Genomic DNA, 24991 nt, shown 5'->3' with positions numbered 1-24991 from the left:
TATCTTAAATTCTAGATTTTCAAATTATGGAAAATGATTCATTAGTTGCGAAACGTATCGAAAATTATGCTATTCGACCTTATTTTCCATTGTAGGATTAAAAGTGAAAGCCTTTTGGTAAATCTTTCAAAGTTACAATTTCCCTTTGGTCCAATGACTATTGTCTTAGTGGAATTCGAGTGCATCCGTCACTGTTTTGACATACATTCTTCACAATGATATTAATTATGAACATAGGAATCTGCCAATCGGATGAAAGACGGAAGGTTTCTGGATTTCGGTAGGATGAAAGAGGGATTGGGATGTTAGAGGCAAAGAGGCGTGCAGCTATATTTTTGATATTGGCCTTCATATTAGCTGCTGTGACAGGTTATCTCGTGCTGGAAAAGGTCAAAGAATTGAATGCGGAGTTAGGGGGCATGACATCGATTTATATTGCGAAAGGGTCGATTCCTTCCCGTTCACCGATTGAAGCTTCACAAGTGACGAAAATGGATATCCCCAATAAGTTCGTAACGGACAGCCATATTCTTTCCGCAGATGAATTCGAACATCAAGTATCAATCGTTCCATTGAATCCAGGGGATATCATTACAAAAAACATGATCAAACCAGTTTCTAATCTGCAGGATGCCAATAATCGCCTCGTCACGATGTATCGGACGGATAAGATCCAGTTCGATCAAGTGCTGACGGCTTTGGACCGCGTCGATATCATCGTATCGACAAATAACAATGGGAAGAAAAAGACAGAGGTCTTCATGAAAGACGTGTTAGTCGCATATGCGCAAGGGACGAATGACAGCTTCTCCGGCATCGCAGTAGAAGTGACGGCTGATGAGGCACCAAGTTTAATACATATGCAAAATTACGCAGAACATATCCGTGTGTTGAAGGCAAACGTCGGACAGGCTTCGTCATTTGGAGACGAAATAGAGACTTCTGAAGGTGACGGAAAATCGGAAGTGAAGGAAGAACCGAAAGAGAAGCCTGAAGAAGAGACGGAAGGTTCGGCAGCGAAAGAACCAGAGAATAAAGAAGGTACTACTGATAAAACGGAGCAAGCAACAAAACAGAAGACGGAAGATTCAGGAGAATAAAGGTGAACAGTCACTTATCGAAGGGTGAGGCAGTTGGAAAATAAGTTGAATATTATGATCGTCTCCGATGAGGATGCACTCATGTCGCAGTTAAAGACCATTGCCGAGACAAAGTCGGAGCAAGTCATTGGTGTACGTTCGAACGAAGCAGTGAGGGAAATGAACCGGGAAATGGCGCATATCGTCGTTTTTGGCCAAACGGATACCGATACATCCGTCGAAGTTGTTCAAATGCTGAAGATCATCAATCCGAATGCACTCATCCTGTTCATAGCGAATGAATCCGACTTCGGCTTACTTCGCAACATGACGAGGGCTGGTGCTGATGAATTCTTCGTCTTTCCTGAAGAGGCAGGCCTCTTCTCAAGCAGATTCCCGAATATCGTCAAAAGCTATGCCACTAAACAAACAAAGAACGAAGAGTCGGCTACACCGACTTTCGGTCGCGGTAGAGGGAAGATCATTTCGTTTTATAGCGGGAAAGGCGGAAGCGGTTGTTCATTACTTGCCGCTTCATTTGCCCAGACGATGAAACTCGAGTCATCTGCAGAAGTGATACTCATCGATTTGAACGGGCAATTCGGTGGCGTGGAAACGTTGCTCTCCATTGAATCAAACCGTTCACTTGCAGACTTGCAACCGGTTATTGAAGAGTTGAATGAAAGCCATATTAGAAACGTCTCTCAAACGCAGGAGCATTCAAAAATGGAAGTGCTGATCAGTCCGTGTGATGCAGAAATATTGGAAACGCTAGATGAGGAATTCATCGCAAGACTGCTTAGAACGTGCAGGAGATCATTCGATTATGTTGTTGTCGATTTGCCTTCCACCATCAATGGACTAGTCGTAACAGCGATGGAGGAGTCGGATAAGATCTATTATGTTCTTACTCCGGACACCCCTTCATTGAAAATTATGAAGCAGTACGAGGAGCTGTCCGAAAGACTTGGGCTCGTCCTTACGAGCAGGATGGAAATCGCTCTGAATAAATTATCGAAGAACTACGAAGTGAAACAGAAGGATTTAAAAAATGTATTGCGCTACCCAATTATCGCTTCGATCAGGCAGGATACAAAAGGTCTTCAATCATTCATTAATCAGGGGCAGCCAATACGGAAGCAAGCTAAGGAAAGAAAACTGATCCCGTTTGCAAAAGATATTCGGAAATTCGCCCGTCAAGTCGCAAAGCAGTAGGAGGTGGTGAAGGATGAGCTCTTTATTCGAACGGCGCAAAGAGAAGTTGGCAAAACAGAGTTCAACGAATTACAAGTATGAAAATCATCTAGTCGATGAATTGGTCGACCATTACAAAGCGAGATTGCTGAGAGATACGAATCTGGAGGCGCTAACCCAATTGTCATCAGGGGAAATGCGTCTACGAATCGAGCAATATGTCTCCCATTTCATGTCCGAAGAGAAAGTGATCATCTCACGGAATGATAAAGATCTGTTGATTACAAGAATTCTCGACGAAGCGGTCGGATATGGGCCGCTGGAGCCGCTCATCAAAGATCCAACGATAACGGAAATCCTTATCAACGGATTCGATGAGGTGTATATCGAAAGAGCGGGTCGCCTTGAAATGGTGGATGTCGCATTCAGAGACGATGAACACGTCAGGCATATCGTCGATCGGATTGTTGCCCCATTAGGAAGGCGTGTCGATGAAAGCTCCCCGATGGTTGACGCCAGATTGCCCGACGGCAGCCGTGTTAACGCCGTCATTGCGCCAGTCAGCCTATCAGGAACATTAGTCTCAATCCGGAAATTCCGGGAAGAACCTTTCCAAATGGAGGATCTGCTCAGGTTCGATTCATTGAATGAAACGATGGCAAAGTTCCTGCAAGGTGTCGTGAAAGGAAAGATGAACACCCTTATTTCCGGAGGTACGGGCTCAGGGAAGACGACATTATTGAACGTCGTCGCTACAGCTATTCCGCATGGCGAACGGGTCATCACAATTGAAGACTCCGCCGAGCTACGCCTCGACCGGCCGAATGTCGTTGGGATGGAAGCGCGGCCAGCGAACGTGGAAGGCCGTGGAGAAGTAACGATTCGTAATCTCGTACGGAACGCTCTGCGGATGCGTCCAGACCGAATCATCGTCGGAGAGGTCCGAAGCGGGGAAGCGTTCGATATGCTTCAGGCAATGAATACGGGACATGAAGGGTCCTTGACAACAGTGCATGCTAACTCCCCTGCAGATGCGATGCGACGTGTTGAGTCCATGGTCATCATGGCAGGAATGGATCTCCCATCGACTGTCATTCGTGAATACATCGTCGGAGCGCTTGATATCATCATCCAGGCGACTCGCTTAACAGACGGTACCCGTAAAATCATCTCGATTTCGGAAGTGCAGAAAAATGAAGACGATGGCACGTTTCGGATTGTTGAAATCTTTAAATTTAAGCGGACCGGCATGCTGGAAGACGGGACAGTCCTTGGACACTTCACAGCAACCGGCGAAATTCCTGCTTGCCTTGATCGCCTCAAGATTTTCGGCATCCATATGGATAAGTCGGACTTCAGAGTGAAAGAGGAGGTTGCGACATGGTAGCAGCATTCGTTGCCGCTGCGACTGTCTTCATATTCCTGATTGCAGTCTATTTCTTGCTGGATTACCGAAAGTCGAAAAGAGAGTGGCGGAAGGAAGTCGAACAGTTTTATTTGGATGGTGAAAAGCGAAAAAGTGTCATTATCTTAATCGGTACGAAATTTGATGAGACAGAGACTGCGAAGGAATTGGAGCCGAAACTCGCGGACGCCAACATTCCATTCACCCCATCCGAGTTCTTTGGTGCTCTTATTGTCGGGTACATGGGAATCGTCTTCATGCTAGTCAACTTATTCAACCTGGATTTATTGCCAGCCCTGGTTATTGGAATGCTGCTTATTGAAGGGGCACGACGGCTTCTATTCCTACTACGAAAAAACAAGAAGAAACAGATGCTCATTGACCAGTTGCCCGAAATATGCAGAATACTCGCAAATTCAACCCGGTCAGGGATGACATTGAATCAGGGAATTCAACTGGTCACGCAGGAAATCAATGAGCCGGCAAAAAGAGAGTTCAAACGGATGGCCCATGAATTATCGTTAGGCATTGAATTCCCTGTAGCGCTTAGAACGATGGAAAGACGGATTGACCATAAGGAATTCCAACTGTTCGCAGCTACGATGCTTATCCAAAAAAAAGCGGGAGGCAACTTGTCCGCAGTGCTTGAGGAAATGAGCCAAACGTTGGATGAACGGAAGCTTTTAAAGCAAGAAGTGAAGACGATGACCGCGGAGCAACGATATGTATCTACACTCGTTCCGATTATCCCGATCTTCCTAGTGCTTATGATGAACAATATTATTGAAGGTTTCCTTGATCCATTATTTTCAGGAATCGGATTGATCCTATTGACGTTCTTCCTCTTCGGGACGGTCCTGACATTTGTCATCGTCAGGAAAATTACGAATATCAGGGTGTGAATGAATGGATGGCGTAATTGCATTATTTACTTTTTTAGTTATAGCAACAATCGGAATCTCGTTACGAGCTTACTATGTATATTTGAATGCAAAACGTAGTTTACGTGAAGAAATTACCGAGTCAGTCTACATCGAAACATGGATCCGTAAAAAGAAATCACGTAAAGAAAAAATATTGGAGAAATTATTTAAGTTTGCTGATGACTTTTCCGATCTCGGGCAACGTATCAATTTCTTCAGTGAAAACGAAGAGGTAAAAAAGCTGCTCATTCAAGCAGGATATCCGTATGGATTGACTGTCGCACGTTTCCAAGGGTTGAAGATTTTCATGCTGATTGCAGGATTTTTCATGGGAGGCATTTTATTCATCCTCGGATTTCCGATGTCCCAATTTATGCTAATTCTTATGCCGATTGCGGGTTTTGTAGGGACTGTCTTTTGGCTCCGATCGAAGGCGAATAAAAGGCAAGAGGAGATTTCATACCAGCTTCCTGACTTCCTCGATACGATGAGTGTCACGTTACAAGCGGGGGTTGGGATGGATCAGGCGCTTCGCGACATCGTTCATTATTTCGAAGGGCCGGTCAAAGAGGAATTTGGTCGCTTCATCCAAGAATTGAGTGTCGGTGTTCCACGGGCAGAGGCTTATAAATCATTGCTTGAGCGGAATGACAGCAAGGAATTTCAGATACTAATCAAATCCTTAATGCAAGGGGAGCGCCTAGGTGTTCCGATTGCGGACACGTTTAAACAACAAGCCGAAGAGATGAGGAAACTGAAAAAAGAGATGATCAAGGAGAAGGCGGCTAAAGCTTCGCCGAAAGTGACGTTAGTGACTACTTTCCTCGTACTGCCTTCTGCCCTCGTCCTTATCGGAGGCTTGATGATTATAAATATATTCAATCAGAACAAAGGGATTTTTGAGTTATTCAACTAAAATACATTTATTTCAAGGAGAGAATTGAAAATGAAAGAAAAATTGATGATGGCTTGGACAAAAATGATGTTTCCGGTAAAAAACGAAAGAGGAGCGCAGTCGCTTGAATGGTTAGGGATTGCGGCTTTGCTAATTTTGGTGTTAGGTATTCTATCGACTGCATTGAGTGGTGAGAAGGAGAGTATCGGTAAATTGGTAACGAAGATCGTTACAAAAATTGACGGTATGGTAGGTGGAGATTAATACGAATCGCAAGGGATAAGGAGTAGTCATGAATAGAAAAAGATATGTTGCATTCATCCTCATGCTCATGCTCCTTTTAGTGTTAGCAGCATGCAGTGATAATAAGAAGGAAAATGAAAAAGTTGTCGCAGATGAGCCAACAACGTCAGACAAAATCGATGACAACGGAGAGAGCGAAGGAAATGCCGAAGATGATAAGGTATCCGAGGAAGATGCAGTTGAAGAAGTGGCTGCGGCTCCTCTGCCCCAATCATTGGCGGAACTTGAGGCATTGCCTGCTGGATACACGGAATTTATCTCTATCCTCGATGAAGAGGGACAAAAGAAAATTGATGAGTTGACGGAGCATTTGCCTGACATTTCAGGAGAGCGTTCCCAAAATGAATTGGATCATTATTACAATGAATTGCTCGCAGTCTTCCAACAAGATTACAAAGGTCCTGATGAGCTGATCGCAAAATTGAAATTCCAGTCGATTGGCAGCCCGGATATTGAGAATCCGCGAATGCAATTCAAGGAAAATATGAATGTTCTCGTCATTTTAGATGGTTCTGGCAGCATGGGGAAAAATATCGGTGGCCAAACACAAATGGAAGCGGCGAAAAAGGCAATCGTCCAATTCGTCGAAAATCTGCCGAAGGAAGCGAATGTCGGTCTTCGTGTTTATGGACACAAAGGGACTGGAAGCTCTGCCGACAAGGCGATGTCCTGCTCGAGCAGCGACTTGCTCTACCAACTACAACCTTATGAAAAAAGTGCATTCAAACAATCTCTCGATCAAGTGAAGCCGGCAGGTTGGACGCCGACTGAGCTTGCCATAACAGAAGCACAGAAGGACTTAGCTAATTTCAACGGAGAAAATAACACGAATATCGTTTATCTCGTCAGTGACGGCATATCGACGTGCGATGATGATCCGGTTGCGGCTGCGAAAGCTCTATATGATTCCGAAATCACGCCAATTATCAATGTTATTGGATTCAATGTCGATCATGATGGACAACGCCAATTGAAAGAGGTTGCCAATGCGGTTGAAGGGACATATCAAGACGTTCAAGATGCTGCTTCCCTTCAAAAAGAGTTGGATCAAGCGAACGAAATAGCAAATCAGTGGGCAGCGTGGAAAAAGAAGGAGACAACCAGTCTGGAACATCAGAAGCTGAAAAAAGGATTGGAGATATCTGGTTATGACGTGGATGAATACAGAAAAAGTTTAGACGAGAGATCTCAAGTCGGCTTCACACTGCAATATTTCTATCAGACGAAGAAAATCATGTCCCGTGAAAGTCATGATTATCTCCGTTCAAAAAACTCGGAATACCATGATTGGATTGAATCACAATACGATGCTCTTAAAGCCGATTTAAAGCAGATGAATGAAATGGAATACAGCAAAGCGATTCAAGCACTCGAAGAAAAGTATTTACAAAACTCTCCTGATTAAGAAAGGAGGATGAACTTGAATAGTAGACGGATAAGGAGATTCTACGCCATATTCATGCTGACAATCATCTTGTCATGGACAGTATTGCCTGGAATAGCAATGGCAGACTGGTTGAAAGCTGGAAAAGCAATTGATATTACAGAACCGATTACCGGGGGCGAGCCAATCACGGGTGTTCAGCCTATGACAGTCGGCGAATTCATGGCCCCTGGAGAGGTCTACAAATATGGCAACTCATTTGAGGGCAACTTTACTCTAACTTCTGGGACGATCATCGTTCCTATAACCGCACAGAACAATGGATTATTTTTGATTCCTAGTACATTGAACGGTACAGAATACGGTGAATTCCTAAAAGCAGGAGATAACATTTCGGGAGGACAGACGCCGACTGACGGGCAAGTTCCAAACTTTAACGGAAAACCCCCTGCAACCGGAGAAGTGGTGAGCGGCGGTGAAGGCCCGAATGGAGGGAACTCCGGCAACTCTGGTGACAATATAACTGGCGGGAACGGTCCAAACGGCGGTAATGGTCCTTCCGGAGGCGATGGTCCAAACGGCGGTAACGCTGGAACCGGCGGCAACGGTCCGGAAGGAGGCAATGGCCCGAACAGCGGTGATGGTCCCAATGGAGGAGATGGCTCCACCGGAGGCGACGGTCCAAATGGTGGTAACGGTCCGAATAACGGAGACGGTTCTAACGGAGGCGACGGTCCGAATGGCGGAGACGGTTCTACTGGAGGCGACGGTCCAAACGGCGGGGAAGGCTCGACGGGAGGCGACGGCCCGAATGGAGGAGATGGATCCACCGGAGGCGACGGCCTGAATGGCGGAGACGGTTCCACTGGTGGTAACGGTCCGAATGGTGGAGACGGTTCTACAGGAGGAGATGGCCCGAACGGAAATGGATCCACTGAAGGCAACGGTCCGAACAGTGGTGACAGTTCAGGTGACGGAACAGATTCATCTGGCGGTTCAACTGGTTCGGGTGACGGGACTTCCGGTAATTCGACAGGTGGAGGTCCTACTAGAGAAAATGCCCCTCCGGATAGCGAGGAAAAAAGTCTTGCAGAGCATGCCAAGTCTTTAAATAGTTATCAAAAAAGTTTTTTTAAAGCTTTAGATGGTACGTTATCGATGATTGCAGGATTCAAGATTACAGATTTGAAAACGCACAAGGGAAATCGAAATCTGTATCGCGTTAATGGAAAGGCCCAAATTCTAAAAGGCGACAATCGTTTTAGCAAATGGGTGAATAAGCGGTACTCTGATTATCTTAACTCATTTGACAATAGGAAAGACGTCATCATCGGTAATAACGATGGAGTATATAAGCCTCGGGATGGTAAAGAGATCAAGAAGAAACACATAAGTGGATTCATGAAGGAAATCGGATCACCAAAAAAGATTGTTAATGATGTCAAATCATATTTTAAGAACAACTGGGTGCCGAACAAAGATTTCTTCAAAATGAAGACAATTATGAAAGGCAATGGCATATTGAATGTTGCATTAAGTGTCACCAGCAATCTTTCTCAAGGTAAGACAGGTACCTCTTTGGCAGCTGGTATAACAAAGGACGTTATCGTAGGGGCTGCTACAACAGCAGTTAGTGCTGCTGCCGGTGTAGGAGCTGCAGCTCTATCTGGAGCTGCGTTTGGAAGTGTTGTTCCAGGACTAGGTACGGTAGTAGGGGTCGGAGCGGGACTTGCATTTGGATTACTTACCCAAACGAATACGGGCAAAAAGATTACAGGTGCAATCGAAGCAGGTGCAAAGAAGGTATTCGACGGAGCAGTAAATATGGGGAAAAGCTTGTTTAAGAAGTTCGGTTGGGGGTCATAGGGAATGGGAAATCCGTTCAAGGCAATGATAATGGGATACTTTCTTCCACTACTAGCGGCATCGATTGTAATATTTATACCAGATTACGATAGCAATGCACTAGTATGGACTATAGCGATTTTTGTTATATTGCTAACGATGCCAATACTATTATCATTCCGATTCCCGACCAATAGGGAGAAAGCGTATAAATTGACACTCACGTATCAATTGTACGCTTTCACCTTCTTTTTCGCATTCCCATTGCTCAGAGTGTTGCAGGATCATATTGTAATTCAATTACTTTTAATTGGTGTATTTGTCGGCATGTACTTTGTAGCACGTATTGATCAACGATCAGAGATTCCAGTCGTTTACCCTGATTCGGACAAGGTGAAGTGGATCGCCTACCCTTTTTATACAATACCTTTCGTGCTTGCAATTCTTGGAGTAGGGGGTAATATTTCGGCAATCAGGATTTTATTCGATTACTTTGGTACAACTACAATGATGCCTTATTTTTCTACCATTATTTATCTGTTTTCATGTTGGCTCATGTTTCTATTTAGCTCACTTGCCTATAAGTCCCATGTAAAGGAAGGGTATTTGGAAAAATGAAATATATACAAGTTCTCGGCATTGTAACATTGGCAATGATTGTATTCAGCTTCATTATGGTTCTCGCTATTCCGAACTTTTTGGTTCATTCGACGGTTGTCATGATTTTTTCATACGGATTATTAGGGTATTTGACTAGGTCATTTCATTTTCCATACTTTTCTGCTTATATGTTGGCATGCGCATTAGTTGTTTTTAATACCCTGTTTTCTCAATTCTTTTATGGCCTTCCAATGTTGTTTGAACCGGATATTGCGCTGTTTAGTTTTGTGAATGCGACTGCAATTGCAATAGCGAGTGTGTTCGTTTTTAGGAAGGTAGAAGCAAGGAGGGCTCATAGTTGAGAGAGGCTGCATTTTATTACAATGAACAGCTACTAAAGATTATCGGGTACGGTATTTTGGTGATGGTTCCGGTTTGGCTGGTTTTCTCCAATTATAGCTTAACCTTGTTATCTGTCGATTGGGGCGGAAGGGAAAGCCTCGTTAACCTATTGTTGAATATCCTGCTATTTGCTATTTTCGTACATCCATTGTACTTACTATATAAAAAAGTAAGTGTGGATGAAGAAATGGAATTTAAGGAAATGGTGAAAAGCTTTGTTTGGTCGATTGGACCGATTTTAGTAGTAGGCATTTTAATTTCTGCTTTGGTGTATGGTGGTATTTTCGCATTTTATATTCCGGGGTTTGTAATTGCCCCGCTGTTGTTCATATTGCCTTTCATGTATCAGCACGATACTTCATTACACAATTGGATAAAGACATCCATTGAATTTTACCTAAACAATTTTGCGCAAGTATGGATTCAAATCATCATTTGGTCATGTTTTACTACATTATTATGGTTTGGCGTACTTTATATCACTTCTTTCTTGGAAATGAATTATGTTGCATTCAACGTAACAAGGCTGGTGTTTTCATTAGTGGTTTTTCCTTTTGTAGTATTCTCTTTATCTGAAAAACTACTAAGCATGACTGAAGAGGTGGAAGAAGAATGGGCGAACTGACATTTAAAAAGACAAATACTGCGATTGCTGTTTTGTTGACAAATGTGACAATGGGCGTATATTTGCCGTATTGGTTCATTTCAAGGAGAGATTCGATCAGCCAACTTGGAAAAGTGCAACTGAATTACAACTGGTTAAAATTCCTGTTTGTCATGTATGCGTTTCTCGCATTCTATTTTGTCATCGGAGGCGCATTCCTGACTGAGATGGGTGTTGATTTTATGGATACATTCAATATTATCATCACATTCATCGGACTTGGCATTACATATTATTCTGTGTTTCGTGTTGCAGAGGCGATTGAAGAGAAAGCCGGGGAAGAGATTTTCAACCGTGTGCTTTTGATTTTATTTCACATCTGGTATTTGCAATACAAAATCAACAGATATGAGTGATTGAAGGGGTGTTTACGCTGAAAAAATTCAAATCCATCCGCAATGAAAGAGGATCGATGAGCATCGAGTTCATAGGCATTCTCCCTTTTTATTTCCTGTTTTTCCTATTGCTTTGGCAAGTCGTCGCTTCGGGTTATGCGGTGCTCAGTTTGAAATCCGCTGCGAATGATGGGGCGCAAGTGTATGCATTGACGGGCAGTGAGATCAAAGCGAGGGAAGCTGTAAACGAATCGATCGGCAATAGCAGCTTGCTTACAAATGCGACTGTCACTGTCTCTTCCGGTGGGAACGGCCTTTTCGACTTGAAAATTTCAGCGAAGCATCCTCTAGTGTTCATCCCTGAAAAGTGGAAGACGACAATGTCTGTTGCGATTGACTCCAAAGCTGCAGGCAAGGTGATGCTCGAATGAAGCATTTGAATAATGAACGGGGCAACGGACTAGTTTATATGCTTTGGATCATGGTCGTATCGATCGCCATCTGCGTCATCGTCTTGAACATTGCGAAAGTTTATGCCGTGAAGCAACAGGCGGCAAATGCTACACAATTGGCTGCACTTGCCGGAACATCTGTATTGGTGAACGCCGCGAAGGATGCGATAGAGGAATTTGACTTGCAGTTCGATGCTGAGGATGTGAAATTGCAATTAGAAGTAGACGATGGAAAATCTATTGGTGTTCTTGTTGACGAAAAGGCAGAAGAGTATCAGAATAATGGGCTGGCAAAGGATATTGCATATATCAATGCTATGAATGATATTCTGACGCCAAGGATGGCCGCATATGGTCTGTTAAAATCCAAGATGGATATTCATGTAGGTGGAGTCCATGGAAAGTTCAAACAGACGGTACGCGACGTAGTTGAGAAAAACGGCGGCAACGAGGATCGGATTGTAGTTACCTTCACAACTGACTTCCGTGTAGAAGTGGAAGCAGACGTAACATATGAATCGATTACAGACAGTACCGAGCAATACATCAAAAAGATGACAGATGAAGTACCTCAAAAAGGTTATGGCCCGTCATTAAAGTTTTTACAAGGTGTATCGACCGGTGGATGAAAAAGATGAAGGAAAACATTACATTTTCCCTCATCTTTTTTAATTTGCTAGTTAATTTTAATAACCATGCGACTTGCCGGAAGTGTCGGCATGCGGACAAGATCGATTGACAAATCCTGGTCTTCAACGACTGTATAATCAAGTTCATTTACAAGAAATGAAAGACTTGCTTTCATAATCGCGACGGTTATATCCTCGCCTGGACAACGGTGTCCCCGCGCAGGATCTCCACCGCCTTGCGGAACAAAGTTATAAAGTGTCACTTTCTCCTCGAAAAAGCGCTCTGGCCTGAACACCTCAGGATTCTTCCAACTCTTCGGATCGTGATTTGTTCCGTACATATCGACAAGCACCGTATCGCCTTTCGAGAATTGGCATCCTTTCCATTCAAAATCATGGCGGACCATCGCACCTAGAAAAGGTGTAAAAGGGTAGTAGCGTCGAACTTCCTGAGCAAACGCCTCAAAATAATTATCATCTGCTCCATTCAACCTTTCACGGAATTGTGGATATTCATGCAGAGCGAGTGCTTCGAATACAATGAACCGGGCAACCGCCACGATTGGACGCAGGACACTGATCAATTCGACCGCTGCAATTTGCGCATCCAGCAACTGCCCATTCTCGTCACGGTGAGTAGCAATAACTTCTAGCGCGTCATTGGCACCGGTGACTGCCCCCGAACGAAACTCCTCAATTAGTGAACGGATCCAGTCTTCAGTCCGTTTCCGTGCATTCCGCCCTTCCCGATATCTTGGTCCGACTCCACCAAATGCGTCAATCATTGCTCCTAAGTCATAGGCTCTTTGTGACACTTCCGACTCTTTCAGCGGAACACCCGCCCATAAACAAGCGACCTTACAGAGGACCTCCTCGGCTTCATCGAATAAAACGATATTCTGCCCGTTTCTCCACTGCCTTGTACGTGATCTCCATTGCTCGAGCGTCAATTCATGCACTCGCTTTATTGCATTGTCCGTCATAAGCGATAAAAACATCAATTTCCGAACTTGATGCGCCGTTCCATCGAGCGTCTGCACACCGCCTTCCCCGAACAACGATTTCTGTATCCGCTTCGGAACAGCACCTGACCGTTGGAACCGCGAAGCATCATACATTAATTCCACTGCATCCGGACCTGTCATACAAATCATCTTTTTCCCCATCAATCTCGTCTCAAAAATATCGCTTCCAAGTTCATCAAAACGATTCCGCATAAAATGATACCCTTCCGTCAGTAAATCGAAAGTATGATCAAGGCCTTTGTCTATAGGTATTGACATTCAAATTTCCAACTCCTATTCACACTGTGATGATGTAAATATTCCCTGTTTTATGAGTTGTTAACATTGAAAACAATGTATTGATGCTTAAATACTAGTCAGAAATGATTAATTCATCAAACTCATTTTTATATTCTAAAAACATATTGTGTTTCGATGTAACTTCATTTAAGATTGTTAATAATTATTCACGAAAAAGTGAATTAATAGTTTACTAGGGGGGCAGAGGATGAAAAAAAGAAATCTACTATTTTTCGCAGGCACGCTTGTAATGATGCTACTTTTAGCTGCGTGCAGTGGTGGGGGAGAAAGTTCGACCGACGGTGGAAGCGGAGATTCATCCGCAGGAAAGAGCGATGATAATCGTACGTTAACGATTGCAATGGGGTCGGATATTGTAAGTTTTGATATCCACAATCATAACAATACATCGACAGAAGCAGTTCACGACAATATGTTCAACTATCTTTTCAAGAGGGATGATAACAACGTCATCCAACCGGAATTGGTGGATACATTTGAACAGTTGGATGAATTGACGGTACAAATGAAATTGAAGGAGGGCGTGAAATTTCATAATGGTGATCCGCTCACTTCTGAAGACGTCAAATTCACTCTTGAGCGTGTTGCAACAGACGATACATTGAAGGAATATCCGAACTATAAGCAAATTAAACAAGTCGATATTGTAGATGAATTAACTTTCAATGTTGTGACGCATGCTCCTGAGCCATCTTTGTTCCATAGATTATCAAGATTAGGCTCTGGAATGCTTCCAAAGAATTATATTGAGGAAAATGGCTGGGATCACTTCCTTTCTAATCCAGTTGGAACAGGTCCATATAAATTCAAAGAGTGGATTCGGGACGACCGGATCGTAATGGTTCCTTTTGAAGATTATTACGAAGGAAAAGAAGATGAGTGGGACGAGGTTGTCTTCCGCGTCATTCCAGAAAACTCTACAAGGGTTTCCGAGCTATTGACAGGAGGAGTCGACATCGCTGTCAACGTTCCACCTAGTGATTGGGATCGTGTAGATAAAAATGACGGTACGTCAATGAAGAAACAAACTTCGAACCGTACGATTATGTTGATTCTACGTGCGACAGAGGGCTATCCGACTGCTGATGTCCGAGTTCGTCAGGCGATTGATTATGCCATCGATGATGGTTCGCTTGCTGAGCATGCATTGAAGGGAGGCGGAATTCCGACGCGAACACGGGTTGGCCCTGGAAACTTCGGACATAACCCTAAATTATATGACACCTATAATTATGACCTCGATAAAGCGAAATCGCTTCTTGCAGAAGCGGGCTATCCGGACGGTTTTGAAATGACTTTGCATTCGCCTCGCGGGCGTTATTTGCAAGATGCCGAAGTAACTGAAATGATTGCTGGCATGCTTTCACAAGCAGGCATTAAAGTTAACATCGAATTCATGGAATGGAGCAATTTCGTTGAAATGCGAACCGCTAAGAAGAATAAAGATGCATATCTTCTTGGTTTAGGCAACTCCATGTTCGATGGTGCCTATTCAGTTGACTGGTATCGTGCAGAACGTTTCGAAGGAGAAACTGATTATAAGAACGATGAAATTGAGGAATTGCTAAACGCATCGGCAACAAATATGAATCCTGATGAACGTGAAGCACAAATCCAAAAAATTGAGGAAATCGCGGCAGAGGATGTGCCACATGTCCAGCTTTACCAAGAAACAATTAACACTGGGGTGAGCGACCGAATTGAATTCAATCCTACTCAGGATGAAATGATTTACGTTCCGAAAATCAAACGGAAATAAAACCTGATTGCCTGGGCCGGGGAGAAAATTTCCTGGCCCATGTATTTTATTATGGCGACACGTCATGTAATCGAATAAAGGAGGCCACTATGATTAAATTTCTTCTGAAACGGATTCTTGAATTCATACCCGTTCTGCTGATCATCTCATTCATTGTCTTTTCGCTTGTTTTCGTAGCGGGAAATCCTGTGGCCTTAATGCTTCCAGAGGATGCGAGTCAGGAGGACATTGAACAATTGACGATAGCGTTAGGGCTTGATCAGCCGTTTATCGTCCAATATGGCAAGTATATGTTAGGTCTAGTTCAAGGGGATTTCGGAAAATCATTCAGATACAATACGGATGCTTTACCGTTAGTACTTGAACGATTGCCAGCCACATTGGAATTGGCGGCGGCTTCTATGATTATTGCTATCATCATAGCAATTCCACTTGGCATATGGTCTGCAACAAAGAAAAACTCTTCGTTGGATCTACTTGCTACGGGTGGTGCTGTAATTGGTAAAGCAATGCCAAACTTTTGGCTTGGAATCATGCTTATATTGTTGTTCTCTGTCACTCTTGGATGGTTTCCCGTATCGGGTAGAGGAACAATCGCGCATTTGATACTGCCCGCAATCACACTTGGAACTGGGATTGCAGCAGAAATGACGAGACTTATCCGATCTAGCATGGTGGAAATCTTAAGCCAGGATTATGTAAGAACCGCAAAAAGTAAAGGGCTTCGCGATTTCTTTGTTGTCTATAAACATGCTTTCAGAAACTCTCTCATTCCAGTAGTCACGATTACTGCCTTGCAAACGTCAACACTAGTTGGTGGGGCATTAATTACCGAGACGGTATTTTCTTGGCCAGGTCTTGGCCAGCTCCTCATTCAGGCTGTAAATACGAGAGACATGGCAATCGTGCAGGCGAGCGTTTTCATTATCGCTATACTAGTTATCTTTATGAATCTATTAGCAGATGTTGTCTATCGAATTTTGGATCCGCGGATCAAGTACAGTTAAGGAGGGTTTTCAAATGTCTGCAAATCTACAATCACATGCTGCGGAAAGCCATGCCGGTGTACTAAAAAGCAAAAAGGAGAATATACTTGTCCGGTGGACGAAACTGCTCTTAAAAAGCAAGACAGGAACAGTAGGTTTTATTATTGTCTTGTTTGTATGTTTAGTGGCGACATTCGCTAATTTCTTGGCTCCGCATGATCCTGCTGCCATTAATCCCGCCAAAATGTTAAAGCCCCCGTCCTGGTTGGAGGGTGGAGAAAAGGCACATCTTCTAGGCACAGATAATCTCGGCCGGGATATATTAAGCAGAATCATCTACGGATCGAGGGTCTCCTTGCTCGTAGGCATTGCATCGGTTATCCTTGCGGGAATCATCGGTATCGTCGTTGGCCTAGCATCAGGGTATTATGGCGGCTGGTTGGATACAATCCTCATGAGAATTGTGGATTCCTTCCTATCCATTCCCAATATTTTGTTCGCATTGGTTTTCTTGGCAGTCTTCGGACCGAGCGTACCGACACTCATCATCGTTCTCGGAGTGACGAACTGGGTCGCATACGCCAGGATTGTGAGGGGAGAAACGCTTTCCATAAAGGAAAGGGAATTTGTAAGGGCAGCACGTTCAATTGGAGTGCGCAACGTCAAGATTATTAGTCGTCATGTGCTTCCAAACGTCATATCCTCATTTATTGTCATATCGACATTGAGTGTAGCGACAACAATTATATTAGAAGCTTCTTTGAGTTTCCTAGGACTAGGCGTTCAACCTCCAACCGTTTCATGGGGAGGGATCTTAAGCGATGGGCGTGACTATCTTGCGACAAGCTGGTGGTTGGCAACGTTCCCTGGGGTTGCCATTACAATTACTGTTTTAGGAATTATTTTCTTAGGCGATTGGCTCCGAGACGTGTTGGATCCACGTTCGCAAAGCAGAGGTTAAGGAGGTGCAGTGAGATGAAGACAGGAACAGCAATATTGGATGTGGATAATCTACATACCTATTTCAGGACAGAGCATGGTGTCATACCTTCTGTAAATGGGGTGTCTTTTGAAGTAAGGGAAGGTGAAACGCTTGCTATCGTAGGTGAGTCCGGATCGGGTAAGAGTGTCACTTCGCTTTCCATTATGGGATTGATTGATTCACCTGGAAAAGTGGAGAAAGGGAGCATTCTTTTTGAAGGCAAAAATTTAACGACACTCGGAAAAAAAGAGTATCGAAAGTTGAGAGGCAATGAGATAGCTATGATATTCCAAGAACCCCTTTCTTCTTTAAATCCTTTATTCACTATAGGGAACCAATTATCCGAGTCTATTAAATTGCACCAGAAAGTAGACAAAAAAACAGCAAAAGTGAAAAGCATTGAAATGCTTCGCCATGTCGGTATCCCACGTGCGGAGAAAGTTTTCAATTCTTTTCCACACGTATTAAGTGGCGGTATGAGGCAACGCGTCATGATTGCTATGGCTCTATCATGCAATCCGAAATTATTAATTGCGGATGAACCGACAACAGCATTGGATGTAACGATTCAAGCACAAATATTGGAGCTAATGAAGAAACTGGCAAAAGAAAACAGTACGGCTATCCTCTTGATCACACATGATCTTGGCGTTGTCGCCGAAATGGCGGATAAAGTCGTTGTTATGTATGCAGGCCAAGTTGTAGAGCATACAGACGTTTATACATTATTCAGCAATCCAAAACATCCTTACACAAAAGGTCTGCTCAATAGTACTCCGAAATTTCATGAAACAGAAGAGGTTCTTGCCTCCATTACTGGAACGGTCCCGACACCGTCAAATATGCCGAAAGGATGCAAGTTTCATCCGCGTTGTCCGTTTGCGACCGACTTATGTTCATTAAAGGAGCCGGTATTGAAAGAAGTCGCTTATGAGCATAAAGTTAGATGCTGGTTGTATGAGGAAAAGGAGGATGCTATTTAATATGATGACGAGCATAGAACATCCGCCTTTATTGACAGTCGAAGGATTGAAAAAGCATTTTGAGCTATCGGAGGGCTTCGGCAAAAAGAAGCTGCTGAAAGCTGTTGATGGAATCGATTTTACCGTCGTTGAGGGTGAAACGTTAGGAATCGTCGGCGAGTCGGGCTGTGGAAAGTCAACAACCGGAAATTTACTGATCAATTTGCTCGAAAAGACGGAAGGCAAAATCATCTTCAACGGAAAAGATATGGACAGCCTTTCGAAAGAAGAGGTTCGGAAATCACGTGCCGACATACAAATGATCTTCCAAGATCCGTTTTCTTCATTGAACCCGCGTATGAGGGTCGTAGATATTATCGGAGAACCGTTAAAAACTCACACGAACATGAAGAGAAATGAAATCCGCGAAGAAGTTTTTAGGCTGATGGATGCTGTGGGGCTCGACAGGACGTATGGAAAACGGTTTCCGCATGAATTCAGCGGCGGGCAACGGCAACGTATTGGAATTGCTCGTGCGATTGCATTGCGCCCTAAATTAATTATTTGTGATGAACCAGTCTCCGCTTTGGACGTCTCTATACAAGCACAGATTTTAAATCTTTTGATTAAACTGCAAAAGGAATATAAGTTAACATTTATTTTTATTGCCCACGGCTTGCCTGCAGTTAAATATATAAGCGATCGGATTGCCGTCATGTATTTAGGGAAAATAGTAGAAATTACTACGAAAGCACAACTCTTTACTAAACCAATGCATCCCTACACGGTTAGCCTTGTTTCTGCAGTGCCGCTTCCTGATCCTTACATTAGGGATCGGGAAAGGGTGATTCTTGAAGGAGATATCCCAAGTAATGTGGATATCCCGGCAGGCTGCAGGTTTCGGACAAGATGTCCCTATGCGGAGAAAAAATGTGAATTAGTTGAACCGGAACTGATGGAATTGGAAGCCGGACATTTCGCGGCTTGCCATTTCCCGTTGAACACGGATGCCTCTACTGTACAGACGGGGGAAGAAGGGATGGGAAATCATGAAGGAATTTTTGCAAACGAAACAAACTGAGATGCTTTCACTATTAGAGAAGCTTGTCAATATCGATTCCGGCTCAAATCACAAAACAGGAATTGATAAAGTGGGTGGAATATTAAAAGAGGCTTATGAAGAATTAGGTTTTGCTGTCGAGGTCATTGAAGAGGCTGAAAACGGGAATAACATGGTGATTACGTATCAAGGCAGCGAAAGCCCAACAATGCTAGCTGTTGCACATATGGATACAGTTTTCCGGAACGGGACAGCGAGTGAAAGGCCGTTTACGATCGAAGGAGACCGAGCGTATGGACCTGGTGTTATTGATATGAAAGCGAGCCAAGTATCACTTCTATATGCACTTAAGGCACTGAAGAAAAATAACCAAGGTGCTCTTGAAAAGGTACAAATTGTCTTAAATGGTGATGAAGAAATCGGCTCGCATACATCAAGACCAATCATTGAGAAATATGCAGAGGGGAAAAAATACGCACTAATTATGGAGCCGGCAAGGAAGGATGGTTCACTCGTAACCGCACGTCGTGGAGCAGGTCGTTATTCCGTTTATGTGACTGGAAAAGGCGCACACTCAGGCATTGAACCGCAAAATGGCATTAGTGCAATTGAAGAGCTTGCCCACAAAATCATCAAATTACACGCATTGACTAATCACGAAGAAGGGATTAGTGTAAGCGTCGGTTTAATTGAAGGAGGGGAGTCAGTCAATACGATTGCTCCGTCAGCAGCTGCCCATGTGGATGTGCGAATCACATATGCGGAACAAGCGGAAGTGATTGATCGAAAGGTAAGGGAGATATGTGCATCATCGGATGTTGCTGGCACGACAATCAAGCTGGAAGGCGGCATTAATCGCCCTCCAATGGTGAAAAACGAGCAAACGATTCAGTTCCTTGAACTTATTAAGGAGACGGGTGACGAGTTAGGAATCACAATAACTGATGTTGCAACAGGCGGAGGATCAGATGCCTCTTTCACTTCAGCAATGGGAGTTTCAACGATAGACGGTTTAGGTCCTGTTGGCGGAAACGCACATAGTGTAGATGAGTATTTAGAAATTCCTACCCTAGTAGAAAGAACGAACTTACTAGCAGAAGTGATTCGTAAACTTGCAAATAAATAATGAAAAAAGAGGTTCCCGACAATCAATGTCAGGGAGCCTCTTCAACTTTCTCATAAATCCCTTCATTTACATAATAAAAGAAATTATCATCAGACATGAGCAATCTCAATTCAGTATCACCTTCAACGCTGTTTACAGTACCGTAAATGAGCAATTGACCGTTTTCAGGTGAGAAAAAGTAATCAGCATCACCTTCTGGATTCCTATAATGGTCACCTTTAAATTTACTGCTGATTTCGTTAAGGTCTTCTTCATCTGCATCTACTGCTATAAATGTCAGCTTTTCATCGAAGTAACCGACCGTCATGCCGAGAGCAGGGTAGTAATGATATGTGTCTGCATCTCCCATTGGCTCTTCCTCCAAGATTTCCGGATCTCCCCATATCGCCTGTGCATCTGATGGTGAATCGCCCAAAGTCAGTCCATACACTACTAAATTGTCATCATCCATATTAAAGATGGGCGGCTTATTTTCCGCGCCAATATTTTGGTTGGTGTCTTCTTCATCTTGACCTTCTTCGTCCTGCACTTCTTCTTCAACTTCTAATTCATCTTCCTCAGTGATTGGCGTTTGTTCAGTTTTTTCTTTTGAACAACCGGCAACAAGTAGTATTGAAGCTAGCAATAAAAACCATAGCGTACGCTTCATTTATATACCTCCTTCAATAAAGATATAGGAACCAGGTTCTAATAAGATTATCCAATACCTCCGCCGGCTTATCAAACAAAACTAAAAAAGCAGCCCGTCATGATTGCGGGCTGCAATGTCAATTCATTTCCAAATGGGTCCTCAACTCGTTCTTCACATCTTCAAGCTCATCGGAATCCGTCATATAATACCAAATACCATCCATCCGTATCCCTTCGCCTTTCTCAAATCGTATCTGTTCGACAGACTTTGCGGCGTCCCGGTAGTTTTTTTGTACGTCAACCATTTCATCGAACGTCATATTTGTTCTTACATTATTGCCGATTGCCTCAAAAATACTTTTATATTTCAACAAACTCGAGAGCGTCGCACCTTTTTGTAAAATACCTTGAATGACTTGTTTTTGCCTGTCTTGCCGTCCGAAATCTCCTCGTGGGTCATCCATTCGCATGCGGACAAAAACGAGTGCTTCCTCTCCATTCAATGAAAGTTCACCTTTTGGAAATGAATACTGATCGACATTAAATTCGAGCGAATTCGTGACAGATACTCCACCGACAGCATCAATGATTTCCTTGAAGCTTTCCATATTCACTTGGACAACATAGTCGATCGGAATGTCGAGAAAATGCTCTACAGTCGCTAATGACATTTCGATGCCGCCAAATGCATAGGCATGATTCAGTTTATCTTCGAACCCCATCCCGACAATCTCACTATATGTATCCCGCGGGATGCTCAGCATTTTCGTGGATTGAATGGTTGGATTGACGGTCAGGACAATCATCGTGTCGGAACGGCCTTTGTCTCCCTCTCTTTCGTCCACACCTAATATGAGAACGGAGAAGGGGTCTTTTTCTTGAATGATGATTGGGTCCTCCCGTTTTTCGGAGAAAGTACGCTCAATTGGCTCATGGATCTCTTTCGCCGTTTCCGTCAATTCATTCACGAAAAACAGAGCGTAGCAAACGATGATGACAAAAAGAAGACAGACAATCCCTCCCAACCAAAATAAAAGCTTTCTATACGTTTTTTTCTTCACTTTCGTCATTTATCTCTCCCGCCGCTCTTTTAGAATAAATAGAAATGCTTCTTAGCAGTTTACGCGGAGAATAAAAGAAATAGACACTTGCGACGTTGTCGGAATATTAACTATATATATTGTAATCTGAAATATCACTTGCTAGAATATGAATTAGACAGTGAAAAGTAAAGGGGAGATTGTCCATGTTCATGACGGAAGTGTTGGGGGAATACGCAAAAAGTCAACCGGATAAAATTTTCACGGTATATAACGGCAGAGAGTGGACGTATAGCGAGTTTTATGAGAATGCGAAGAAAGTGGCGGGGCATTTCCAAGCGGAGGGGTACGAAAAAGGGGATATTATCGCACTTTATGCGTTGAATTCCGACCTCTTTCTCGTCAGTTATTTTGGCATTCAATTGGGCGGGTTTACCGTCATGCCTGTCAATACGAAATTGACCCCGAGAGAAGTGGAATACATTTACAACCATTCAGAGGCAAAAGCGATTATTTATGATAAAAGATTGGAAGACAGCGTCCAACAGTCGAAGCATCCGTTCAAAGAAAAATTATCGATCGGGGGAGAAGGGGATATCGATCGATTGCTCGCAAGTGATGCTAAAGCGTATGAGCCTGTAACATTGAACGGGGAAGATACAACAGTCGTCATGTATACGTCCGGGACGACGGGCAAGCCGAAAGGGGTCATGCTGACGCATCAAAACATCATTTCGACCGCAGAAATTTGGTCGGAAGCAATGTCAATTACAGAAGCCGACAGGATGATTATTTCAACGCCGCTATTTCATTGCGCAGCCTCCCATGTGTTCATGATTCCTGTAACGTATAAAGGTGGGACGGTCATTATCGAGGAAGCCTTTTCGCCGAAAGGAACGCTTGATTTATTGCAAAAAACAGCGCCAACGATGTTTTTCGGTGTTCCGGCGATGTATACCATTATGTTGAACTTGCCGGAAATAAAAGACTTGGACCTTTCATCATTACGACTGTTCTGCTACGGAGCCGCACCGATGCCGTATGAAATGGTGAAAAAGCTGAAAGAAACATTCCCGAATGTGAAAGTGCAAAATCTGTATGGACAAACGGAGAATTCGCCAGCAGCTTCGACGTTGAAAGATCATTTGGCGCTCGACAAAATCGGCTCAGTCGGAGAAGCATTGCCACAAACTGAAATCCAAGTTGTCGATGAATTCGGAGAACCGCTTCCGACGGGTCAAGTCGGGGAAATTGTCATGCGTGGTCCTCAAGTGATGAAAGGCTATTTAAAAGACGAGGAAGAAACGAAAAGGACGATTAAAGGTGGCTGGCTTTATACAGGTGATCTAGGCAAGCTGGATGAAGACGGGCTTCTCTATATCGTTGATCGGAAGAAAGATATGATTATCCGCGGTGGGGAAAACGTCTATCCTGTGGAAGTGGAAGAAGTGCTATATCAAATTCCAGGACTGTTCGAAGCGGCAGTCGTAGGCGTTCCGCATGAAGTGCTAGGTGAAGTTCCGAAAGCGTACGTCGTCGTAAAAGATGGAGCGACCCTCACTGAGGCAGACGTAATCAGCTATTGCTCAAAAAATCTAGCGAAATATAAAGTCCCTGTAGACATCGAATTTTTGGCTGAACTTCCGAGGAATGCGTCAGGAAAAGTGTTGAAGCATACATTGCGTTCCAACGTACACTCCACAATATAATAAAGGGGCCCCTTTTTAAGTCAAGGGGCTCCTCTAATTTCAAAAACGCATAATAGTCGTGTCTATATCTTTTACATTCCTTTCAATTTATCCGCGAAGTCCTTCAAACTCATATTCGAATGGACGCGCTGCCGGTTCAGTGCATAAATCGAATCGCCACGATGGACATTGCCTTCCTCGATTGTGAAAGCGATGGAGATGCCGGCATCTTTCAACGCTTGGACGGCTTGAGGGCTATTTTTTCCGTATGGATATGCGTGCGCTCGCACTTTATGACCGCCCAATATTTCTTCGATCGCATCATTCGCTTCTTTCAGGTCCGCACCGATGGAATAGCGGGATTCCGACTGCATATAGCTCAAGCCGGTACGAGAATTGAACATATGGAAAGAATGTGTATGATTTTCATAGGAATATACGTCTGTTGTCTTTTGCAGATCATATTCGGAAACCATTCCTGGCTTGCCGATTCTGCTTGTGATCAGAAAAGAAGTCGCCTTGAGTCCGTTGCGCTTCAGAATAGGATAACCCAATTCGATTGTTGATTCATAGCCGTCATCAAATGTAATGAGGACGGATTTTTCGGGGAGATTGAGCTTGCCTTGCACCCATAATTCCAATTGCCTCGGCGTAATTGTTGTCCAATTGTTCTTCTTCAAATAAGCCATCTGCTCCTCGAAGTTCTTCACTTCCAGTACGGATACATTATCGCTCAGTTTGACTCTCGTCAAATCATGGTACATAAGTACAGGAATTCCTGAGTCAATCTCGATATCCTTCTTTTCAATATAAGCCGTCTTTCCACCGAAATTGATTGGATAATAATTGCCTTGAGCCCGTTGAAGGTGAATGGTCAGATTTGGCTGCAACTGTCCGATCGCCTTTGCCTTCTTGTTGGGTGAGTTCAAAATCGGGACATGCTTTTTCGTATTTGCCCGGACAGGATAGGCACCTTTCAAAGAACCATAGCTATCTTTGACGGCCTTCGCACGCTTCTTTGAAAACATTACTTCATCGCCGCCGATAACCGTGTGATAATAACGGTCCGTTTCCTTCACGATGGAAGTGGAAGTGCCTTTCATGAAAACTGCGACTTTCTGTGATTGGTTATAAACTGGTGTCGTTTCTGTGATGTTGACGGTTTGTACGCTTCCCGCTTCTGGCAACAAAGGAAACGCCAGCACGAATAGAAACGTCAACCAAAAAACTCTCTTCAAAATTCTTACTCCCTTTCATTTCCCAGCCCGATGATGAACATGGAAAAACCTTTGTGAACAAGTTATCTTGTCCACAAAGGTTTCA

The 24991-nt window shown here is 43.6% G+C and carries 25 protein-coding genes; 21 read left to right on the top strand and 4 right to left on the bottom strand.

The features are described from left to right. Nucleotides 1-302: 302 nt before the first annotated feature. Genes ACTHPA_RS09740 through ACTHPA_RS09675 form a run of 14 tightly spaced genes read left to right on the top strand, consistent with a single transcriptional unit; the run spans nucleotide 303 to nucleotide 12110 of the window. On the top strand, nucleotides 303-1100 hold the full coding sequence (locus ACTHPA_RS09740; RefSeq protein WP_440499997.1) for a flp pilus assembly protein CpaB: 798 nt from the start codon (nucleotides 303-305) through the stop codon (nucleotides 1098-1100). A 33-nt stretch (nucleotides 1101-1133) separates the two neighbouring features. Continuing rightward, on the top strand, nucleotides 1134-2294 hold the full coding sequence (locus ACTHPA_RS09735) for an AAA family ATPase (protein ID WP_440499996.1): 1161 nt from the start codon (nucleotides 1134-1136) through the stop codon (nucleotides 2292-2294). Between the two features lie 13 nt (nucleotides 2295-2307). After that, nucleotides 2308-3660 (top strand): CpaF family protein, encoded by a 1353-nt coding sequence (locus ACTHPA_RS09730; RefSeq protein WP_440499995.1) that lies wholly within the window; start codon nucleotides 2308-2310, stop codon nucleotides 3658-3660. Beyond that, the gene (locus tag ACTHPA_RS09725) at nucleotides 3654-4580 is read left to right on the top strand and encodes a type II secretion system F family protein (RefSeq protein WP_440499994.1); all 927 of its coding nucleotides are present in this window, start codon (nucleotides 3654-3656) and stop codon (nucleotides 4578-4580) included. Before ACTHPA_RS09730 ends, ACTHPA_RS09725 begins: the two co-directional genes overlap by 7 nt. Nucleotides 4581-4584: 4 nt before the next feature. Continuing rightward, nucleotides 4585-5517, top strand: a complete 933-nt coding sequence (locus ACTHPA_RS09720; RefSeq protein WP_440499993.1) for a type II secretion system F family protein — start codon at nucleotides 4585-4587, stop codon at nucleotides 5515-5517. A gap of 30 nt (nucleotides 5518-5547) precedes the next feature. Continuing rightward, a complete protein-coding gene (locus ACTHPA_RS09715; RefSeq protein ID WP_440499992.1) occupies nucleotides 5548-5760 on the top strand; it encodes a hypothetical protein in 213 nt (70 codons plus the stop codon). A gap of 28 nt (nucleotides 5761-5788) precedes the next feature. Then, entirely contained in the window at nucleotides 5789-7204 is a 1416-nt protein-coding gene (locus ACTHPA_RS09710) for a vWA domain-containing protein (protein ID WP_440499991.1), read from the top strand. A 15-nt stretch (nucleotides 7205-7219) separates the two neighbouring features. Beyond that, entirely contained in the window at nucleotides 7220-9049 is a 1830-nt protein-coding gene (locus tag ACTHPA_RS09705; protein WP_440499990.1) for a hypothetical protein, read from the top strand. 3 nt (nucleotides 9050-9052) lie between these two features. After that, nucleotides 9053-9646, top strand: a complete 594-nt coding sequence (locus ACTHPA_RS09700) for a hypothetical protein (protein WP_440499989.1) — start codon at nucleotides 9053-9055, stop codon at nucleotides 9644-9646. Continuing rightward, a complete protein-coding gene (locus ACTHPA_RS09695) occupies nucleotides 9643-9990 on the top strand; it encodes a hypothetical protein (protein WP_440499988.1) in 348 nt (115 codons plus the stop codon). The genes ACTHPA_RS09700 and ACTHPA_RS09695 overlap by 4 nt, the downstream gene beginning before the upstream one ends. Further along, nucleotides 9987-10655 carry a hypothetical protein gene (locus ACTHPA_RS09690; RefSeq protein WP_440499987.1) on the top strand — a complete coding sequence of 223 codons (669 nt, stop codon included), beginning with the start codon at nucleotides 9987-9989 and terminating at the stop codon, nucleotides 10653-10655. Before ACTHPA_RS09695 ends, ACTHPA_RS09690 begins: the two co-directional genes overlap by 4 nt. Further along, entirely contained in the window at nucleotides 10643-11050 is a 408-nt protein-coding gene (locus ACTHPA_RS09685) for a hypothetical protein (protein ID WP_440499986.1), read from the top strand. The genes ACTHPA_RS09690 and ACTHPA_RS09685 overlap by 13 nt, the downstream gene beginning before the upstream one ends. 8 nt (nucleotides 11051-11058) lie before the next feature. Then, nucleotides 11059-11460 carry a TadE/TadG family type IV pilus assembly protein gene (locus tag ACTHPA_RS09680; RefSeq protein WP_440499985.1) on the top strand — a complete coding sequence of 134 codons (402 nt, stop codon included), beginning with the start codon at nucleotides 11059-11061 and terminating at the stop codon, nucleotides 11458-11460. After that, on the top strand, nucleotides 11457-12110 hold the full coding sequence (locus ACTHPA_RS09675; protein WP_440499984.1) for a Tad domain-containing protein: 654 nt from the start codon (nucleotides 11457-11459) through the stop codon (nucleotides 12108-12110). Before ACTHPA_RS09680 ends, ACTHPA_RS09675 begins: the two co-directional genes overlap by 4 nt. A 47-nt stretch (nucleotides 12111-12157) precedes the next feature. Here ACTHPA_RS09675 and ACTHPA_RS09670 read toward each other — a convergent pair whose 3' ends face one another. After that, nucleotides 12158-13393, bottom strand: a complete 1236-nt coding sequence (locus ACTHPA_RS09670; RefSeq protein ID WP_440499983.1) for a cytochrome P450 — start codon at nucleotides 13391-13393, stop codon at nucleotides 12158-12160. 229 nt (nucleotides 13394-13622) lie between these two features. On the opposite strand from ACTHPA_RS09670, the gene ACTHPA_RS09665 reads away from it, so the two are divergent. The 6 genes from ACTHPA_RS09665 (at nucleotide 13623) to ACTHPA_RS09640 (ending at nucleotide 20310) form a co-directional block, all read left to right on the top strand. Next, the gene (locus ACTHPA_RS09665; RefSeq protein WP_440499982.1) at nucleotides 13623-15194 is read left to right on the top strand and encodes an ABC transporter substrate-binding protein; all 1572 of its coding nucleotides are present in this window, start codon (nucleotides 13623-13625) and stop codon (nucleotides 15192-15194) included. A gap of 89 nt (nucleotides 15195-15283) precedes the next feature. After that, nucleotides 15284-16201 carry an ABC transporter permease gene (locus tag ACTHPA_RS09660; RefSeq protein WP_440499981.1) on the top strand — a complete coding sequence of 306 codons (918 nt, stop codon included), beginning with the start codon at nucleotides 15284-15286 and terminating at the stop codon, nucleotides 16199-16201. A gap of 13 nt (nucleotides 16202-16214) precedes the next feature. Then, complete coding sequence (locus ACTHPA_RS09655) at nucleotides 16215-17141, top strand: ABC transporter permease (RefSeq protein WP_440499980.1); 927 nt, start codon at nucleotides 16215-16217, stop codon at nucleotides 17139-17141. 14 nt (nucleotides 17142-17155) lie between these two features. Next, a complete protein-coding gene (locus tag ACTHPA_RS09650; protein WP_440499979.1) occupies nucleotides 17156-18145 on the top strand; it encodes an ABC transporter ATP-binding protein in 990 nt (329 codons plus the stop codon). 1 nt (nucleotide 18146) lies between these two features. After that, the gene (locus ACTHPA_RS09645) at nucleotides 18147-19205 is read left to right on the top strand and encodes an ABC transporter ATP-binding protein (protein WP_440499978.1); all 1059 of its coding nucleotides are present in this window, start codon (nucleotides 18147-18149) and stop codon (nucleotides 19203-19205) included. Beyond that, a complete protein-coding gene (locus ACTHPA_RS09640; protein WP_440499977.1) occupies nucleotides 19174-20310 on the top strand; it encodes a M20 family metallopeptidase in 1137 nt (378 codons plus the stop codon). Before ACTHPA_RS09645 ends, ACTHPA_RS09640 begins: the two co-directional genes overlap by 32 nt. 28 nt (nucleotides 20311-20338) lie before the next feature. Here the strand turns inward: ACTHPA_RS09640 and ACTHPA_RS09635 are convergent, their stop codons facing one another. Together ACTHPA_RS09635 and ACTHPA_RS09630 are read right to left on the bottom strand one after the other, a co-directional pair. Then, nucleotides 20339-20959 carry a hypothetical protein gene (locus ACTHPA_RS09635; protein ID WP_440499976.1) on the bottom strand — a complete coding sequence of 207 codons (621 nt, stop codon included), beginning with the start codon at nucleotides 20957-20959 and terminating at the stop codon, nucleotides 20339-20341. 118 nt (nucleotides 20960-21077) lie between these two features. Further along, complete coding sequence (locus ACTHPA_RS09630) at nucleotides 21078-22010, bottom strand: LCP family glycopolymer transferase (protein ID WP_440499975.1); 933 nt, start codon at nucleotides 22008-22010, stop codon at nucleotides 21078-21080. Between the two features lie 176 nt (nucleotides 22011-22186). On the opposite strand from ACTHPA_RS09630, the gene ACTHPA_RS09625 reads away from it, so the two are divergent. Next, nucleotides 22187-23689, top strand: coding sequence for a class I adenylate-forming enzyme family protein (locus tag ACTHPA_RS09625; RefSeq protein WP_440499974.1), 1503 nt, complete (start codon nucleotides 22187-22189; stop codon nucleotides 23687-23689). 71 nt (nucleotides 23690-23760) lie between these two features. On the opposite strand, the gene ACTHPA_RS09620 is transcribed toward ACTHPA_RS09625, so the two are convergent. Further along, nucleotides 23761-24906, bottom strand: a complete 1146-nt coding sequence (locus ACTHPA_RS09620) for a polysaccharide deacetylase family protein (protein ID WP_440499973.1) — start codon at nucleotides 24904-24906, stop codon at nucleotides 23761-23763. Between the last annotated feature and the right edge of the window lie 85 nt (nucleotides 24907-24991).

The organism is Sporosarcina sp. SAFN-015, from assembly GCF_051966875.1.
GTDB lineage: Bacteria > Bacillota > Bacilli > Bacillales_A > Planococcaceae > Sporosarcina.
This window is presented reverse-complemented; position numbering and strand designations above follow the sequence as displayed.

Excerpts from the sequence above, each read along its gene's own strand:
- ACTHPA_RS09740 (WP_440499997.1), top strand. The coding sequence starts at position 303 with ATGTTAGAGGCAAAGAGGCGTGCAGCTATATTTTTGATATTGGCCTTC.
- ACTHPA_RS09730 (WP_440499995.1), top strand. The coding sequence starts at position 2,308 with ATGAGCTCTTTATTCGAACGGCGCAAAGAGAAGTTGGCAAAACAGAGT.
- ACTHPA_RS09725 (WP_440499994.1), top strand. The coding sequence starts at position 3,654 with ATGGTAGCAGCATTCGTTGCCGCTGCGACTGTCTTCATATTCCTGATT.
- ACTHPA_RS09720 (WP_440499993.1), top strand. The coding sequence starts at position 4,585 with ATGGATGGCGTAATTGCATTATTTACTTTTTTAGTTATAGCAACAATC.
- ACTHPA_RS09715 (WP_440499992.1), top strand. The coding sequence starts at position 5,548 with ATGAAAGAAAAATTGATGATGGCTTGGACAAAAATGATGTTTCCGGTA.
- ACTHPA_RS09710 (WP_440499991.1), top strand. The coding sequence starts at position 5,789 with ATGAATAGAAAAAGATATGTTGCATTCATCCTCATGCTCATGCTCCTT.
- ACTHPA_RS09700 (WP_440499989.1), top strand. The coding sequence starts at position 9,053 with ATGGGAAATCCGTTCAAGGCAATGATAATGGGATACTTTCTTCCACTA.
- ACTHPA_RS09695 (WP_440499988.1), top strand. The coding sequence starts at position 9,643 with ATGAAATATATACAAGTTCTCGGCATTGTAACATTGGCAATGATTGTA.
- ACTHPA_RS09685 (WP_440499986.1), top strand. The coding sequence starts at position 10,643 with ATGGGCGAACTGACATTTAAAAAGACAAATACTGCGATTGCTGTTTTG.
- ACTHPA_RS09675 (WP_440499984.1), top strand. The coding sequence starts at position 11,457 with ATGAAGCATTTGAATAATGAACGGGGCAACGGACTAGTTTATATGCTT.
- ACTHPA_RS09670 (WP_440499983.1), bottom strand. The coding sequence starts at position 13,393 with ATGTCAATACCTATAGACAAAGGCCTTGATCATACTTTCGATTTACTG.
- ACTHPA_RS09665 (WP_440499982.1), top strand. The coding sequence starts at position 13,623 with ATGAAAAAAAGAAATCTACTATTTTTCGCAGGCACGCTTGTAATGATG.
- ACTHPA_RS09660 (WP_440499981.1), top strand. The coding sequence starts at position 15,284 with ATGATTAAATTTCTTCTGAAACGGATTCTTGAATTCATACCCGTTCTG.
- ACTHPA_RS09655 (WP_440499980.1), top strand. The coding sequence starts at position 16,215 with ATGTCTGCAAATCTACAATCACATGCTGCGGAAAGCCATGCCGGTGTA.
- ACTHPA_RS09650 (WP_440499979.1), top strand. The coding sequence starts at position 17,156 with ATGAAGACAGGAACAGCAATATTGGATGTGGATAATCTACATACCTAT.
- ACTHPA_RS09645 (WP_440499978.1), top strand. The coding sequence starts at position 18,147 with ATGATGACGAGCATAGAACATCCGCCTTTATTGACAGTCGAAGGATTG.
- ACTHPA_RS09640 (WP_440499977.1), top strand. The coding sequence starts at position 19,174 with ATGAAGGAATTTTTGCAAACGAAACAAACTGAGATGCTTTCACTATTA.
- ACTHPA_RS09635 (WP_440499976.1), bottom strand. The coding sequence starts at position 20,959 with ATGAAGCGTACGCTATGGTTTTTATTGCTAGCTTCAATACTACTTGTT.
- ACTHPA_RS09630 (WP_440499975.1), bottom strand. The coding sequence starts at position 22,010 with ATGACGAAAGTGAAGAAAAAAACGTATAGAAAGCTTTTATTTTGGTTG.
- ACTHPA_RS09625 (WP_440499974.1), top strand. The coding sequence starts at position 22,187 with ATGTTCATGACGGAAGTGTTGGGGGAATACGCAAAAAGTCAACCGGAT.